Annotated in this window: 15 protein-coding genes and 2 tRNA genes; 12 read left to right on the top strand and 5 right to left on the bottom strand. The window is 70.8% G+C overall.

The features are described from left to right. Positions 1 to 7: 7 nt before the first annotated feature. The 6 genes from U870_RS23520 to U870_RS0103675 all read left to right on the top strand — a co-directional run bounded on the left by U870_RS23520 (position 8) and on the right by U870_RS0103675 (position 5727). Positions 8 to 2704, top strand: a complete 2697-nt coding sequence (locus tag U870_RS23520) for a lamin tail domain-containing protein (protein WP_081815160.1) — start codon at positions 8 to 10, stop codon at positions 2702 to 2704. Positions 2705 to 3062: 358 nt separating this feature from the next. Further along, on the top strand, positions 3063 to 3971 hold the full coding sequence (locus tag U870_RS23005; protein ID WP_162819076.1) for a hypothetical protein: 909 nt from the start codon (positions 3063 to 3065) through the stop codon (positions 3969 to 3971). A 2-nt stretch (positions 3972 to 3973) separates the two neighbouring features. Then, positions 3974 to 4429, top strand: a complete 456-nt coding sequence (locus tag U870_RS24235) for a hypothetical protein (RefSeq protein WP_162819075.1) — start codon at positions 3974 to 3976, stop codon at positions 4427 to 4429. 53 nt (positions 4430 to 4482) lie between these two features. Then, positions 4483 to 4875 (top strand): SRPBCC family protein, encoded by a 393-nt coding sequence (locus tag U870_RS0103685; RefSeq protein ID WP_025156063.1) that lies wholly within the window; start codon positions 4483 to 4485, stop codon positions 4873 to 4875. Positions 4876 to 4941: 66 nt separating this feature from the next. After that, entirely contained in the window at positions 4942 to 5238 is a 297-nt protein-coding gene (locus U870_RS0103680; RefSeq protein WP_025156062.1) for a DUF2277 domain-containing protein, read from the top strand. 102 nt (positions 5239 to 5340) lie between these two features. Beyond that, positions 5341 to 5727 (top strand): VOC family protein, encoded by a 387-nt coding sequence (locus U870_RS0103675; RefSeq protein ID WP_025156061.1) that lies wholly within the window; start codon positions 5341 to 5343, stop codon positions 5725 to 5727. 94 nt (positions 5728 to 5821) lie between these two features. On the opposite strand, the gene U870_RS0103670 is transcribed toward U870_RS0103675, so the two are convergent. Continuing rightward, a complete protein-coding gene (locus tag U870_RS0103670) occupies positions 5822 to 6166 on the bottom strand; it encodes a carboxymuconolactone decarboxylase family protein (RefSeq protein ID WP_025156060.1) in 345 nt (114 codons plus the stop codon). A 122-nt stretch (positions 6167 to 6288) separates the two neighbouring features. Here U870_RS0103670 and U870_RS0103665 point away from each other — a divergent pair, with 122 nt between their 5' ends. The 5 genes from U870_RS0103665 (at position 6289) to U870_RS0103645 (ending at position 12056) form a co-directional block, all read left to right on the top strand. Beyond that, complete coding sequence (locus U870_RS0103665) at positions 6289 to 6936, top strand: response regulator (protein WP_025156059.1); 648 nt, start codon at positions 6289 to 6291, stop codon at positions 6934 to 6936. Beyond that, positions 6933 to 8759: a hypothetical protein gene (locus tag U870_RS0103660; RefSeq protein ID WP_025156058.1), complete on the top strand. Its 1827-nt coding sequence runs from the start codon at positions 6933 to 6935 to the stop codon at positions 8757 to 8759. Before U870_RS0103665 ends, U870_RS0103660 begins: the two co-directional genes overlap by 4 nt. 132 nt (positions 8760 to 8891) lie before the next feature. Continuing rightward, complete coding sequence (locus U870_RS0103655; protein WP_025156057.1) at positions 8892 to 9563, top strand: GAP family protein; 672 nt, start codon at positions 8892 to 8894, stop codon at positions 9561 to 9563. Positions 9564 to 9585: 22 nt separating this feature from the next. After that, complete coding sequence (locus U870_RS0103650; RefSeq protein ID WP_025156056.1) at positions 9586 to 11190, top strand: carboxylesterase/lipase family protein; 1605 nt, start codon at positions 9586 to 9588, stop codon at positions 11188 to 11190. A gap of 125 nt (positions 11191 to 11315) precedes the next feature. Continuing rightward, positions 11316 to 12056, top strand: coding sequence for a hypothetical protein (locus tag U870_RS0103645; protein ID WP_025156055.1), 741 nt, complete (start codon positions 11316 to 11318; stop codon positions 12054 to 12056). A 93-nt stretch (positions 12057 to 12149) separates the two neighbouring features. Here U870_RS0103645 and U870_RS0103640 read toward each other — a convergent pair. From U870_RS0103640 to U870_RS0103625, 4 genes are all read right to left on the bottom strand, one after another. Continuing rightward, positions 12150 to 12223 (bottom strand) — tRNA-Met (locus U870_RS0103640). 29 nt (positions 12224 to 12252) lie between these two features. Further along, positions 12253 to 12324, bottom strand: a tRNA-Thr gene (locus U870_RS0103635). A gap of 108 nt (positions 12325 to 12432) precedes the next feature. After that, positions 12433 to 13389 carry an aldo/keto reductase gene (locus U870_RS0103630; protein ID WP_025156054.1) on the bottom strand — a complete coding sequence of 319 codons (957 nt, stop codon included), beginning with the start codon at positions 13387 to 13389 and terminating at the stop codon, positions 12433 to 12435. Between the two features lie 102 nt (positions 13390 to 13491). After that, positions 13492 to 13980 carry a hypothetical protein gene (locus tag U870_RS0103625; protein ID WP_025156053.1) on the bottom strand — a complete coding sequence of 163 codons (489 nt, stop codon included), beginning with the start codon at positions 13978 to 13980 and terminating at the stop codon, positions 13492 to 13494. A gap of 90 nt (positions 13981 to 14070) precedes the next feature. On the opposite strand from U870_RS0103625, the gene U870_RS0103620 reads away from it, so the two are divergent. After that, positions 14071 to 14943, top strand: coding sequence for a pentapeptide repeat-containing protein (locus U870_RS0103620; protein ID WP_029947131.1), 873 nt, complete (start codon positions 14071 to 14073; stop codon positions 14941 to 14943). The last annotated feature ends 99 nt before the right edge of the window (positions 14944 to 15042 follow it).

The following is a 15042-nucleotide window of genomic DNA, read 5'->3' as shown; positions in this document are numbered from 1 at the left end:
CGTCGTTATGAGACTTCACATCTCGCGCACCGTCGCGGCCCTCGCCGCGGCGGCGACCGCCGGCGTCCTCGCCATCGCGCTCCCGACCGCGGCCAGCGCTGCGGACGCCCCCTCCGTCCGCATCACCGAGTGGATGTACAACCCGCTGAACTCCTCCGGCGAGTACTTCGAGATCACCAACCTCGGGTCTGCGCCGGTCAGCCTCGCGGGCTGGTCCTTCGACGACGACAGCCGGGCTCCCGGGACCGTGCCGCTGGACGGCCTCGGCACGCTCGCCGTCGGGCAGTCGGCGATCGTCACGGAGTCGACGGACGCGACTTTCCGCAGCGAGTGGGGCCTCGGCGCCGACGTGAAGATCCTCGCGGGGAACACGACGAACCTCGGCCGCGCGGACGAGATCAACCTCTTCGACGGCTCTGACCCGGTCGCGAACCTGGTCGATCGGCTCACCTACAACGACCAGGGCACCGGCACGGTCAAGGGCCCGCGCACCCAGGGTGTCGCGGGCGTGCCGAAGACGGCAGCGGCCCTCGGCGCCAACGATGCGTCGCAGTGGCAGCTCTCCGCGGTGGGCGACGCCGAAGCGTCCCGGAAGTCGACCACCGGCGACATCGGCTCTCCGGGCACGAGTCGCTTCGCCCCCACCGGTGGAGGCACCACCCCGGAGTGGGCGGGCATCCACATCAACGAAGTCTCCTCCGACAACGGCGCCACCCCGGTGGGCGACGCGATCGAGCTGTTCAACAGCGGCTCCACCGACGTGAGCATCGCCGGTTGGCTGCAGATCGACAGCGGCGCCGCGAGCGCCGCCACCACGTTCTCGGCGAAGCGGGCCGACGGCACCGCGACCACGGTCGTCCCCGCGCACGGCTACGTCTACTTCTCCTCGACCAAGGGTCTGGGCAGCAGCGGCGACAGCGTCAAGCTGTACCTGCCGGACGGCGCGAACGGCACCGCAGGAACCCTCGTCGACTCGGTCGACTACACCGCAGGCGAGGCCGGCACCGACGAGGGCAACAACTTCGGCGCGGGCGCCTTCGCCCGCTGCCCGGACGGCACCGGCACCTTCGTCTCGGTGAAGGACAAGAGCTTCGGCGCCTCCAACGCCGACGCCTGCAAGACCCCGCTCACCAACCCCGCCGACGGTGGCACCCCGGGCGGCCCGACCCTGAAGTGTCAGCCGGAGGCGCCGTCCGGCACCGGCACCCTCCCCGCCACCGCCCTGAGCCCCGCCGCGTGGCCCGGCAGCGCCGACGTCGCCGTCTCGGACAAGCAGTGCGCCTGGACGACCACGACCGGCCCCGAGGGCCGCGACGTCAGCGGGCTGGTCTTCGACCCGAGCAACGCGAACGTGCTCTACAGCGTCAAGAACAAATCCTGGGTGTTCCGGATGGTGAAGCAGGACGGCCTCTGGGTCGCCGACACCAGCAACGGCTGGGGCGCCGGCAAGCAGATCTTCTTCCCGGGCAGCACCGACACTGCGACCAACCAGCCGGACTCCGAGGGGATGACCGTCGGACCGGACGGCGCCCTCTACGTCACCACCGAGCGCAACAACGCGGCCAACACCATCCCGCTCAACTCCATCCTGCGCTTCGACCCCGCGCAGGCGGGCACCCAGCTGGTCGCGACCCAGCAGTGGGACCTGACGGCCGAGTTCCCGGAGCTGCACGCCGGCAACAAGACGGAGGCCAACCTCGGCTTCGAGGGCGTCACGTTCGTGCCCGACAGCTACCTGACGGCGAACGGCTTCGTCGACCAGTCGACCGGGAAGACCTACATCCCGGCGAACTATCCGAAGCACGGCACCGGCCTGTACTTCGCGGCCCTGGAGAACGACGGCAAGCTCTACGCCTACGCACTGAACTCCGACGGGACCTTCCACCGGGTCTCGGTGGCCGACACCGGCATGGGCCACGTGATGGACGTCGCGTTCGACGCCGACACCCAGCGGATCTGGGCGCTGTGCGACAACACCTGCGGGGTGGCCTCGACCGTGCTGAAGGTCAGCAGCACCGGCGCGATCGTCCCGGACGTGGTCTACAGCAAGCCGGCCGGCCTGCCCGTCGACAACCTCGAGGGCTTCGCGCTGGCGCCCAACTCGACGTGCGTCGGCGGAACCAAGGAGGTCGTCTGGTCCGATGACGGCATCTACGGCACCGGCACCGGCAGCGCCACCGAGGGCCACGCCCTGTACAGCGGCCGGATCGACTGCGACCTCCACCTCGGCGAGCAAGGTGTGCCGAAGGGTCCGGACGCCTGGGACAAGAAGAAGGTCTACGTCAACGGCGATCAGGTGAGCTACAACGGGTCCGTGTTCCAGGCGCTCTGGTACACCTCGGGCGAGACTCCGGGAGCGAACAAGGCCGGCGCGTGGTCCGAGATCGCGAAGACCGCCAACGGCACCGCCGTCTGGACGGTGACCCGCCCCTTCACTGCCGGCGAGAAGGTCGTGTACCAGGGCCGCACGTTCACGGCGCTCTGGTACACCCGGGGCCAGACCCCGGGCGGCATCGGCGGCCCGTGGAGCGAGGTCGTCGTCCCGACCACCCCGGGCGGCCTGCCCGCGTGGAGCGCCGCGACGATCTACTACGGCGGCGAGAAGGTCGTCTACCAGGGCCGCAGCTACCAGGCCCAGTGGTACACCTCCGGTGTCGCACCGAGCCCGACGGCGCAGTACGCCGCCTGGAAGCTCATCGGCTGAGCGCGCACGCCCGCGCCGGTGGCCGGCTCCCGCAGTGCGGGAGCCGGCCACCGTTCATGTGACGGGGCCTACGGCGAGTGCTTCGGCTACGCCTCCGACGGGAGAACCCTCCAACCCACGACGACAGAGCAGGCTACTGACGTTGCAGAGCTCAAGGGCTGAACTATTCGGCTCTGACTACGCAATCCAAGCAGGAGAGCTGGCTGCCGGTGGCTGCGCCCCCTACGCTTTGGGCACCGGTCGGGCGGACTAGAGGCAGAGGGTCGCAGGTAGCCTTCGACTGGCCATGAATTTGGGCAGTTGGCCGCATCGCGATTCCGTTCAATGTCGAACAGGGGGAATGACTATGCGTGGATACGTGAAGGCTCTGACATTGGTGATCGGGGCCGGCACCGTCAGCGGGATGCTCACCGCTTTTGCAGCGGACGATACGTCTGCTTCAGGCTCGTCGGCCGCTGTCGCGGCTGTTCAAGAAGCTGCCCCGGAAACGCTGAGCCGGGCGGCGGAGTTCTCCTCGTCGCCGACCGCGGCTGTGGAGTCGCGAGTGGATGGGGTGGCACTGACCGTGCCGGTCAATGCGGAGGACGGAGTACGAGTCGGTGAGGGCGGCGACCAGCTTCGGATCTCTCTTCCGTTCGCTGGGCAGGCCAGCGCAGCGTCAACGTCCCAGATTCCCGGCGTGGTGGCCTTTGACAATCGCAACGGCTCGACGACGGTGCCGGTCATCGGCGACGACGGAGGTGTTCGGATCAACACCGTCATCGAGGAGGCCTCGGCACCGCACTCGTACGACTACGTGTTCGAACGAGCCGGAGGCACGACCCTGACGCTGAATGCCGATGGCTCGGTGACCGCCGCGAACGCTGAAGGCTCATTCGTCGTCGAGATCGCCGCGCCATGGGCACGAGATTCGCGAGGAACGGCGGTCGCCACGCACTACGAAGTGTCGGGCGATACGTTGACGCAGGTTGTCGACTTCAGCGCCGATGCGGCGTTTCCTGTTGTCGCAGATCCTTCGGTGATCACCACGACCTACACGTATTCACGCGCGGACGTCGAGCGGATGTGGAGCACCTACCAGACGATGGGGGCGATTTGTAACCTGGTCCCCGGTCTCAACTACATGACCACGCTTCTTTGTCCGGGAGGCGCACGGCTTCGCGACGCAGTCAGCAGCGCCCACTATCAACAGAAGCGCGTCAAAGCAACGTTCTACAATTGCGGTTTCACGTACTGCAACTACTACGAGTACGTGGTCGTGAACTGACCATGCGAGTACGCAACGGTGCGACCAAAGCGATACTGATCATCATCGGGTACGCCCTGGCGATGCTCGTCGGCATCGCTGTCGGGACCGTCGCTCTGCTGGAGTGGGGTGTCGTCGCGAGCGTCGCAATCGTCCTGCTCGTGGTGTTGGTCCTCACTCGAGTGTTTCGGGGCGAGAACGAGTCCGATGCGCCCCGCGCGTGGTGGCGGATGACGGCCAATGCGCCGGCTGGTTTCGCGCTGTCAGGATGGTTCTTCGTCCAATCAATCAGCACTTTGTCGATCTCGGCACGACAACCGGCCTGTGCGGTGTGGCTGAGTGCCGTCGTGTCTCTGGCGATCGCTGCTGCGTATCTGCAGTGCGCCATCCGTCTCACCGCCGACAATCGGCGACGATCGCGAACACGTTTCCAGGCTGAGCGCCCTCTGGCAGCTCCGAGCCCATCGCGACACCCGTGAGCGCGTCGCGTCAATGGGTCCCGCGGAGCCGACCCGCGACGTACCGTCACGTCATGCCCACCTACACCGCGACCCGCGCACTCGACGGCGACGCCGACGAGTACTTCGACTACATCTCCGATCCGGAGAACCTCCCCGCCTACTTCCCGCGCATGACCGACGCGCACGAACTCCCCGACGGCACCGTCGAGACCACGGCGCACGTCGACGCCGACCGTGACGGCGAGGACGAGACCGTCACCTCGCAGGCGCGGTTCGACGTCGACGACGCCGCCCGCACCGTGACGTGGTCCGCTCCGGGCCCGCACGACTACCACGGGTCGCTGCGGCTGACCGACGACGGCGTGGAGCTCAGCATCCACACCACGGCCGAGTTCCCCGGCATGCAGGAAGCGCTCGACGGGTCGCTCGCCGCGATCGCGCAGAACCTGCGCGCGAAGGCCTGAGCCGGCCGCCGGCATTCCGACGCGGGGAGGGCTGCGCCGAGCGACGATCGGGACTATCGTCGCCGCATGTGCCGCAACATCCGCTGCCTCCACAACTTCGAGCCGCCGACGACCGACGACGAGGTGCGGGAGGCCGCCCTCCAGTTCGTCCGCAAGGTCAGCGGGTCGACGCATCCCTCGCGCGCGAACACCCCGGCGTTCGACCAGGCGATCGACGAGATCGCGCAGGCCACCCGGCGGATGCTCGACCAGCTGGTGACGAACGCGCCGCCGAAGAGCCGCGAGGCCGAGGCCGTGAAGGGGCGGCAGCGGCACGAGAAGCGCATGGAGCGCGAGGTCAGGATCCGGACGGCGGCCGTCTGATCCACGTCCCGACCGCTATTGCGGCCGGGAGCTGACCGCAAGGCGGCCTAGCGTCGAGATCGGGCGCCGAGGCGGCGCTCCCCGATGAAAGGACCGACCCGCATGAACCTCGCAGCGACCCGCATCTTCACCGATGACGTCGACGGGACGGTCGCGTTCTACGAGCAGGTGACCGGTGTCGCCGCCGAGCGCATCCACCCCCTCTTCGCGGAGCTGAGGACGCCATCGGGCACCCTCGCCATCGCGAGCACGCAGACCGTGGCTGCGATGGGCGACAGCGGGATGCGGGCCGGCGCCAACCACTCCGTCTGCCTGGACTTCCGCGTCGACGGTCCTGACGACGTGGATGCGGCGTTCGCGGCACTGCGCGCGGCCGGCGTCCCGATCGTGCTGGAGCCGAGCGACATGCCCTGGGGCAACCGGTCGCTGCTGATCACCGACCCCGAGGGCAACCTGGTCAACCTCTTCGCGCCCCTCTCCGCCCGCTGACCCCTCAACCCACCCGACCATCCAGTGGTCACGACACGCCGCCTGGTCCGGAGCGCGGACGGCGCGTCGCGACAGCTGGATGCCAGGGGTGAGGTCAGTGGGAGTGGGCGGCCTCGCCGAACTTGAACGCCAGGCGGCCGTGGGCGAAGCCACCGCCCGCCCGGATGGCCGTTGCGACCCAGGCGGCCTCCGCCAGCTCCTGCTCGGTCGCCCCGGCGGCGACGGCCCGCTGCGAATGCGTGTCGATGCAGTACACGCACTGCGTCGTGATGCCCACCGCGACCGCGATGAGCTCCCGGAACTTCAGTGGGATGGCGCGGCCCTCCGAGGCGAAGACCGTCTCGTCGAAGGCGGCGAACGCCTTCAGGATGTCGGGGGTCTCGTTCTTGTAGACCCGGGTGTAGGTCCGGTCGGCCTCGCGGTCGAAGTAGTCGCTCATCCATCTCTCCTTCAGCGCCGGACGTGCTTCGCCGGCGGGCGCACCGACCCTACGGGAGACCGGCGCGCGCGTCACGGCGGCATTGCGCTCCGTGACGGGGATCCGCTCGCTATCCTGAGGCCGTGAGTGCTGACCCGACCCGGCGCGTGCTGCTCGTCGAGGACCAGCGGATCGTGAGGGTCCTGCTCGCTCGCACACTCCGTGACGCCGGGTTCGTCGTGTCCGACCATGCCGATGCCGCCGCGGCGCTCGCGGCGGCGCGCGCCTTCGATCCGGATGTCGTCGTGACGGACATCGATCTGGGCTCCCGGCCCGACGGGGCCGAACTGGCGACCATCCTCCGCCGGGTGGCGCCTGCGCTCCCGATCGTGTTCCTGACGAACTACCCGCCCGCGGCGGCCCCGCGTGCGACCGTGATGCGCGACGCCACCGTGATCGCGAAGAACGCCGTCGACTCGACGGAGCAGCTCATCGCGGCGGTCGACGCTTCCGCACGCCACGGCGCGGCCGAGAGCGTCGCCCCTCCGCCGGGCAACGCGCTGTCGACCCTGAGCAGAGCCCAGCTGGGTGTGCTGGCGTTGATGGTCGAGGGGCACTCCAACGAGGAGATCGCCCGGCGGACCGGGCGGTCCACCCGCGCTGTCGAACGGCTCGTGGCACGCACCTTCGACCGGCTGGGGCTCTCCGCACGCCCGAACACGAACCCGCGCGTGCTCGCGGTCACGCTGTACACGAGCACGTTCGGGCACCGGCACCCCGACCCGTCGTGAGCGGAGTCGGCGTGCTGCGGCCCTGGATCGATCTCGCCGGGAGCGGGCAGTTCTTCTCCCGGTGGTCGTGGCTGGCCACCCTCCCCCTCGCGGTGACGGTGCTCGGCGGCTATGACGCGGCGACGGACGCCCGCGGCCGGCTGCTGGGGTTCGGGTTCGCTCTCCTCGTGCACGTGATGCTCGGGGTGACGGGCCTCCTCTGCGCGCGCATCGAGCGCCGGATGCGCTCGCGGAAGGCCCGGGTCGGCGCGGTCATCGTCTCCCTCGCGCTGATCGGCGTGCTGCGCCCCCTGCTCCTCGCGGGTCTGGCCGCCTGGTCGGGCACGACGCTGTACGACGGCCCGCTCGGTGCGCGGATCGCGACCAACCTGGTCGGCGCGACGGTCCTGCTGACCGTCGTCGCGCAGCTCGTGACCACCACCCGGCGGCAGCGGGCGGCGACCGCTCGGCTGCGAACGGTACGACAGGCGCTCTCCGAGCAGCGGGCCCGCGACCATCGGGATGTCGCGGAGCTCACGCGCGAGACACTCGCCACGGTGCGCGGCGCCGTCGACGCCCACCTGTCGGCCGGACACGGGAGGACGGCGGGACCCGAGGATGCCGCCGCCACGGTCCGGCGGCTCTCCGAGGAGGTGATCCGCCCCCTCAGCCATGCCCTCCATGACGAGTCGGAGGTCGCGCCGGTCGCCCCGGTCGACGCGCTCTCGCCGGTCGCACCCGATGTCCGCGCCACCGCCACCACCACCGCTGCGCCCGCGGGCGCCGCCGCCCGAGGGCGCCTGGGCCCGATCCGACTGCATCCCGCACCCGTGTGGATCACGGGCATCGCGTACGCGAGCCTGTGGGTCCCGTTCGCGGCGGGTCGCTTCCCCCTGGCCGCTGTGCTCGTCGCGCTGCTCGCCGTGGTGCTGGTCGCCGCGGCCGGCAACACCGCCGCGACGGTTCTGTGGCGGCGGACGCGGCCACGATCGCGCACGGCGGTCCTCGTCGGCGCCGCAGCCGTCACCGGGGCGGCGATCGCGGGGAGCTCGGCAGCGATCCTGTCGATCACGGGCGTCGTCGCCGTGCCCGTGGTGCATGTGCTCGCCTACCCGCTGTTCGTCTCCCTCGTGGCGATCGCCCGTGCCGCCCTGCGCCGCTTCGGCACGGCCGAGGCCGCCGCGGCGCGCGCGGTCGACGACGCCTACGCTCTGGCGCTGCGCGAGCGCAATCGTCTCGTCCTCGCCCGCCGCCGCGTCGCCCACCTGCTGCACGTCGAGGTGCAGGCCGCGTGCGTGTCCGCCGCGCTCACGCTCGCCCGCGCCCCGTCCCCCGCCTCCGGCTCCGGCTCCGGCTCCGAATCCGACTCCGACTCAGACTCCGACGCACGAGACTCCGACGCACGGGAGGCGATCACCCGGATCGTGGCGCTGCTCGACGACGAGCGGCCGACCGACCAGCCGTCCGCCCGGGACGCCGTCGAGAGCATCGTCGCGGCCTGGCGATACGCGCTGGACCTGACGCTCCACGTCGACGACGGTGCGTGGGAGGTGCTCGACGCGGACCCGGCCCGGCGAGCGCTGGCGGTCGACGCCCTGTCGGAGGCGCTCACCAATGTCGCGCGGCACGCGGCGGAGCCCCGCGCGACGATCGCTCTGCGGCTGACACCGATCACGGACAGCCGTCCCGGCCCCGGCCGCGTGGTCCTGGACGTGCGCTCGACGGGCCCGATCCCCGCTGACCCGACGGACGGCTACGGTCTGCGACAGCTCCGGAGGCGGTCGCTCTCGGTGAGCCTGACCGCGATGCAGGGCGACGCCCGCCTCCAGGTCGCCCTCCCCTGACCGACGCCGCCCTCGCGCGCCGGTGCTCCGTCGCGGCGGTGCTCCGTCGCGAATACCGACCATCCCGAGAGAGCCCGATCCGGCCTCCCCTAGCGTGAGCACCGCATCGACCGCCCGGAGGAGCCGCCCGCCATGCACGACCTGGAACAGCTGATCCCACTCGCGGCCGGCATCATCATCAGCCCGCTGCCGATCGCGGCGATCATCGCCATCCTGCTCTCGCCGCGGGCGCGCGTGAACGGCTTCGCGTACGTGGGGGCGTCCGTCCTCGTGTCGTTCGCGTTCACCGTGGTCGCCGCGTTGACGACCACCGGTGCGGGCGCGGGAGGCTCCGCGAACGACGATGTCATCGTGCTGGTGCTCGGCATCCTGTTGTCGGTCGGCTTCCTCGGCCTGGCCATCGCCAGCTGGCTCACCCGGCCGAAGTCGGGCGCGGCCGTCGCCCCGGGCTGGCTGCGGGCGATCGACGACATGTCGGCCGCGAAGACCTTCGGCCTCGGCGCCGTGATGGCCGTGACGAACGCGAAGAACATCCCGCTCGAGCTCAAGGCGGGCGCGCTGATCGGAGCGGCTGACCTGGGCATCGCCCTGGCCGTCCTGCTCAGCGCGGTCTTCGCGCTGGCGGCCTCCCTCGGGATCCTGCTCCCGACGCTCCTCGCCTCCACGGGTTCGCGAGCCATCGAGAGCGGTCTGGCCCGGCTCAAGGCCGAGCTGATCGCCCACAACGCCATCATCATGACGGTCCTCTTCGCAATCCTCGCGGCCGTCCAGATCTCCCACGTCGTCGCCGCTCTGGCGAGATGATCACTGCGGAACGGAGCATGCCATGACCCAGGACTCCAGCCACACGGCCGCCGACGCCACGGCCGCCGACGACACGACCGCCGACGACACGGACACCCTCGTCGCCACGCGCGCCGGCGTCGTGCGCGGCGGGCGGACGGGCACGACCCTGTCCTGGAAGGGGATCCGCTACGCCGAGGCCCCGGTCGGCCCACTCCGCTGGCGTGCACCGCGACCGGCCGCCCCGTGGGACGGCGTCGCCGACGCGACCGCGTACGGCCCCGTGTCGCCGCAGCTCCGCAACCCGGCGGTGCCGCTCGGACCGGACGCGGTGATGGACGAGGACTGCCTCCGGCTCAACGTCTGGCGCTCGGCCGCCGATGCCGCCGAGCCGCTCCCGGTGATGGTGTGGCTGCACGGCGGCGCCTACACCTTCGGGGCCTCCAGCCAGCCGCTGTTCGACGGCTCCGCCTTCGTCTCCACCGGCGAGGTGGTGCTGGTGACGGTCAACTACCGGGTGGGCGCTCTGGGGTTCCTCGACCTCACCTCGTACGCGACCGAGGAGGAGCGGTTCGACTCCAACCTCGCCCTGCGCGACGTCCTGCTCGCGCTCGAATGGGTCCGGCAGAACATCGGCGCGTTCGGCGGCGATCCCGAGCACGTCACGGTCTTCGGCGAGTCCGCGGGAGGCGGCCTGGTGACCTCCCTGCTGGCCACGCCGTCCGCGGCCGGTCTCTTCCACCGGGCCATCGCGGAGAGCTCGCCGGTGTCGTCGATGTACGGGACCGAGCGCTCCCGCGCCGTCGCCACCCGGATGCTCCGCCAGCTGGACATCGCCGACGGCGACATCCGGCGGATGCGCGAGCTGCCCGCCGATGCGATCGTGGACGCGGCCGCCATTGTCTACGCGGCGGTCCCGTCCGAGGAGCCCGGCACCCTCGCATTCGCCCCGGTGGTCGACGGCGACATCCTCCCCGAGCATCCGATCACCGTGCTGCGCGACGGCCGCGGGCACCCCGTCCCCCTGATCATCGGCACCAACAAGGACGAAGCCGCCCTCTTCAAGTTCATGAAGTCGCCGTTGATCCCGATCACGGATGACAAGCTCACCGCGATGGTCGCCCGGATCGCCGAGGAGAACCCCGACGTGGAGATCCCCTCCCGGGAGCAGGTCCTCGACGCCTACGAGGGCCTGCGCGCGCACGCGGTCGGCCTCGCCGTCGCGCGTGACATCGGCTTCCGGATGCCGACGGTGTGGGCCGCAGAGGGTCACGCCGCGATCGCCCCGGTGTGGCTCTACCGCTTCGACTACGCCACCCCCATGCTCAAGCTGCTCGGGATCGGGGCCACCCACGCCACCGAGCTGCCGTACGTCTGGGGGAACCTGGACGGCGGGCCGAAGGACATCACCTTCAGACTCGGCGGCCGCGCGACCGGTCGCGCCCTCTCGGCACGCCTGCAGGCACGCTGGCTGGCCTTCGCCTGCGGAGGCGCACCGGACATCGTCGCCGACGGTGGCGGCTGGCCGGCGTACGACCCCGCCGCCGCGCGTGCGACGCTCGTCATCGACCGGCACGATGCGATCGTGGACGACCTCGACGCCGGGATCCGGGCGGGGTGGGGCGACGAGGTGCTGAGCTTCACCTGAGGCGCATCGGCACGACGCGGCCGTACCGGACGCGAACGCACGGTTTACCTCGCCCGAACATGGCTGACGCAGGCTGCTGGATGTCGGTACGTCCTCCGGCACCCGCGCCCCGAAAAGGAGTCCCCATGACCGCCCGTTCCCTCGCACTCGCCACCGTCGCTTCGGCCGGTGTCGCGTGCCTCTCCCTCCTCGCCGTCCCGGCCTTCGCCGACACCACCTCGACCCCGTCGCCTGCTCCCACCGCGAGCTCCGCCGCCCACGCGCCCAAGACGCTCGCCCAGGTGCAGGCAGCCGGCGCCAAGGCGACGACCGACCGCGAGAACAAGCTCTCCGCCGCGATCACGAAGGTCACCGCGGACAAGAGCCTCTCCTCCAGCGATCGCTCCACCATCCTCGGCACCCTCAACGCCGACCTCGCAGCCATGAAGTCGTCGGCCGCGCGCATCGCCGCCGACACCACGGTCGGCCAGGCGCAGACCGACCTCAAGGCCGTCTTCGACACCTACCGCGTCCTCGCCGTCGCCCTCCCGCAGGCACGGCTCGCCTCCGACTCCGACCGGATCACGAGCTCTACGACCACCACGCTCACGAAGGAGCAGTCGACGCTGGCCGGACTCCTCTCCGGCAAGGACAAGGCGAAGTCGACCGCGGCGCTGCAGGCCGACCTCAGCGACATGAGCTCGCAGACGAAGACCGCCGCGCACGACGCCGGCGGGGTCGACTCCGCGGCCCTCGCCGTCACCCCGTCCGCCTACAACGCCAACCACTCGGTGCTGGCCTCCGAGAAGGCCGCCATCACCGCGGCCCGCACGGCACTCACGAAGGCGAAGTCCGACGCGAAGACGATCCGGCAGGCGCTGAAGTAGCCACCGCTCGACGGGGCGATCCGGCGGCGCCGTCACATGGCCGGCAACGACGAACGGCAGTCCGTTTTCGGACTGCCGTTTCGTCTGTGTCTGTAGCGAGGGCGGGACTCGAACCCGCGACACCACGATTATGAGCCGTGTGCTCTAACCACCTGAGCTACCCCGCCGCAGCCTCCACCGCGTGACGGGGAGACGGAGCCCCCTGTGGGAATCGGACCCACTACCTCTTCCTTACCAAGGAAGTGCTCTACCAATGAGCTAAGGGGGCGAAGCCGGTCCTGGCCGGAAGGCCCGAACGATTTTGGCAACCGTACGAGGATACCATCACCGCGGGGGTGCTTCCGACCACCGTGGACGCGACTGACGCCCGGACCGGTCAGGCGGCCCGGGCCGCCTGGGACGCCCCGTCGAGGGCGTCGAGTTCGTCCGCCGTCAGCTCGAGGGAGACCGACGCGAGCAGGTCGGGGAGCTGATCGAGCGTGCGCGCGCTGGCGATCGGCGCGGTCACCGTCGGCTGGGCGGCGAGCCACGCCAGCGCGACGGAGGCGACCGACACGTCGTGAGCGGCGGCGACCTCGTCGAGGGCGGTCAGCACGGCGCGACCGGTCTCGTCGAGATACTTCGCCGCACCGGCGGCGCGGGCGCTGTCGACGGTCACACCGTCGCGGTACTTGCCGGTGAGGAAGCCGGCGGCGAGTGCGAAGTACGGGAAGACGCCGAGGTTCTCCCGCTCCGCGATCGGGCGGTACGTCTGCTCGTAGGAGCGCTCGACCAGGTTGTAGTGCGGCTGCAGCGCGACGGCACGGTGCAGGCCCTCCGCCTCGGTGATACGGAACCACTCCTCGATGCGCTCGGGGCTGTAGTTCGAGATGCCGATGTAGCGGACCTTGCCCGCGTCGACGAGTCCGGAGAGCGCGGCGACGGTCTCCTCCAGCGGCACCGTCTCGTCGTCGAAGTGGGCGTAGTAGAGGTCGATGTACTCGCTGCCGAGACGCTCGAGGGACGCGTCGGCGGCGCGACGGATGTTGTCGGCCGCGAGTCCCTTGAAGTCGGGGTGCTGGCTCACCTTGGTCGCGAGCACGACGTCCTCGCGGTTGCCGCGGGCATCGAACCACTGGCCCAGGATGCGCTCCGAGTCGCCCCCGGTGTTCCCCGGGACCCAGGCCGAGTAGCCGTCCGCCGTGTCGACGAAGTTGCCGCCGGCGGCGGTGTACGCGTCCAGCACAGCGAACGAGGTGTCGCGGTCGGCGGTCCAGCCGAAGACGTTGCCGCCGAGCGAGAGCGGGAAGACGTCGAGGTCAGAGGCGCCGATGCGGCGGCGGGATGCAGTCATGGGGATCTCCGTGGTCGTGTCGTGTCGGTCTGCTGACCGTAACGCGCCAGCCCGGACGAAATTCCGGAGGACGGTGAAAGGGCGCACAGATGACGCCGCGCGTCAGCCGGTGGTGCTCGAACTGAGGTCCACGGCCCCGAACGGGAAAGGGAACCAGAACGAACCGCCGCCGTTCCAGGTCTCGATCGGGATGAGGGCGAACCACACGACGCTGATCAGCCACGACAGTGCCGCGACCGACACGGCGACGATCGCGGCCCGATCGATGATCTGGATCGCTCGCGGGACGGTCAGAGCCGACCGCAGCACGCGTCCCATGGCCGCGAACACGACCACCGCCAGCGCGATGAACACCAGCGGGCTCGGGCGCAGGTCGAGGGAGACGCAGGAACTCACGGCGGAGACCGATCCGTCCCCGCTCGGACTCTCCACCTCCCCCAGGTCGGCGCAGTAGCCACGCGATCCCTGGGTCATCAGCGCATAGACCAGTGCGGCCACGATCACGCAGAGCACCAGGCGCCGGAGGCGGAGCAGGATCGCCGCCCCGGGCAGCGTCGAGAGCTCCGGCGGAGCCATCTGGTTCGTCGACATCGGTCCCCCTCGATCGATTCCCTCGATCTTGGCATGGTCCCCGTCGCTCGTCCACGGCACCTGCCACTGCGCGACCCGTACTGTGGAGGGATGGATTCCGCGGCACGATCGCTCTCCGCCGATTGCACGAACTGCGCCGGCCTGTGCTGCGTGGCGCTCGCGTTCGCGAAGTCGGCCGACTTCGCCGTCGACAAGGCGGCGGGCGACCCCTGCGACAACCTCGACGACGACTTCCGCTGCCGCATCCACCCGCACCTGCGCGACCGCGGGTTCAAGGGCTGCACCGTGTTCGACTGCTTCGGGGCGGGCCAGCACGTCACCCAGCACACCTTCGACGGCGCGACCTGGCACGACGGCGGCGCGACCCGCGACGGGATGTTCGCCGTCTTCCCGATCGTCCGGCAGCTGCACGAGCTGCTCTGGTACCTGCGCGAGGCGCTGCGGCTCCCGGCGGCCGCGAGCCTCCACCCCCGCCTCCGGGCGGCCGAGCGCGACGTGCGCGCGGCCGCCGACGGCACTCCCGAGCACCTCCGGGAGCTCGACGTCGACACGCTGCGGGCGCCCGCCGCCGCGCTGTTGCGGGAGGCCGCACGGCTGACCCGCGAGGCGGCGACGCGTGAACCGAAGCGGACGCCGACCCGGACGCACGCCGGAGCCCCCGGGCGGTCCCGTGTGGCCGCCACCCGCCTGCGCCCCGGTGCCGACCTGCTGGGGGCCGACCTGCGCGGTCTGGACCTGCGCGCGGCCGAACTGCGCGGAGCCCTCCTGATCGCCGCCGACCTGCGCGGGGCCGACCTGTCGGCGGCGGAGCTACTCGGCGCCGACCTGCGTGACGCCCGCCTCGACGGCGCCGACCTGCGCGACGCCCTCTTCGTCACCCAGACACAGGTGACCGCCGCGACCGGAGACGCCGGGACGCTGCTCCCCACCGGGCTCAGCCGTCCGTCGCACTGGGTGGCCTGAGCCCGTCCCGCCCGGCCTGTGCCGCCGCCGGACGCCTCGCGAATTGAGAAATATTCACTAATTGCGTCATGAAGAGGCCGGCGGTCGGTCTCAGTGATG

The sequence above is a fragment of the Leifsonia aquatica H1aii genome (assembly GCF_000633535.1).
Classification (GTDB): domain Bacteria; phylum Actinomycetota; class Actinomycetes; order Actinomycetales; family Microbacteriaceae; genus Leifsonia; species Leifsonia aquatica_A.
The sequence above is the reverse complement of the archived record's forward strand: the minus strand, read 5'-3'. Positions and strand labels throughout refer to the sequence as shown.

What these genes read in the sequence shown, in the direction of transcription:
- U870_RS23520 (WP_081815160.1), top strand. Translation starts at nt 8, where the DNA reads ATGAGACTTCACATCTCGCGCACCGTCGCGGCCCTCGCCGCGGCGGCG.
- U870_RS24235 (WP_162819075.1), top strand. Translation starts at nt 3,974, where the DNA reads ATGCGAGTACGCAACGGTGCGACCAAAGCGATACTGATCATCATCGGG.
- U870_RS0103685 (WP_025156063.1), top strand. Translation starts at nt 4,483, where the DNA reads ATGCCCACCTACACCGCGACCCGCGCACTCGACGGCGACGCCGACGAG.
- U870_RS0103680 (WP_025156062.1), top strand. Translation starts at nt 4,942, where the DNA reads ATGTGCCGCAACATCCGCTGCCTCCACAACTTCGAGCCGCCGACGACC.
- U870_RS0103675 (WP_025156061.1), top strand. Translation starts at nt 5,341, where the DNA reads ATGAACCTCGCAGCGACCCGCATCTTCACCGATGACGTCGACGGGACG.
- U870_RS0103670 (WP_025156060.1), bottom strand. Translation starts at nt 6,166, where the DNA reads ATGAGCGACTACTTCGACCGCGAGGCCGACCGGACCTACACCCGGGTC.
- U870_RS0103655 (WP_025156057.1), top strand. Translation starts at nt 8,892, where the DNA reads ATGCACGACCTGGAACAGCTGATCCCACTCGCGGCCGGCATCATCATC.
- U870_RS0103650 (WP_025156056.1), top strand. Translation starts at nt 9,586, where the DNA reads ATGACCCAGGACTCCAGCCACACGGCCGCCGACGCCACGGCCGCCGAC.
- U870_RS0103645 (WP_025156055.1), top strand. Translation starts at nt 11,316, where the DNA reads ATGACCGCCCGTTCCCTCGCACTCGCCACCGTCGCTTCGGCCGGTGTC.
- U870_RS0103630 (WP_025156054.1), bottom strand. Translation starts at nt 13,389, where the DNA reads ATGACTGCATCCCGCCGCCGCATCGGCGCCTCTGACCTCGACGTCTTC.
- U870_RS0103625 (WP_025156053.1), bottom strand. Translation starts at nt 13,980, where the DNA reads ATGTCGACGAACCAGATGGCTCCGCCGGAGCTCTCGACGCTGCCCGGG.
- U870_RS0103620 (WP_029947131.1), top strand. Translation starts at nt 14,071, where the DNA reads ATGGATTCCGCGGCACGATCGCTCTCCGCCGATTGCACGAACTGCGCC.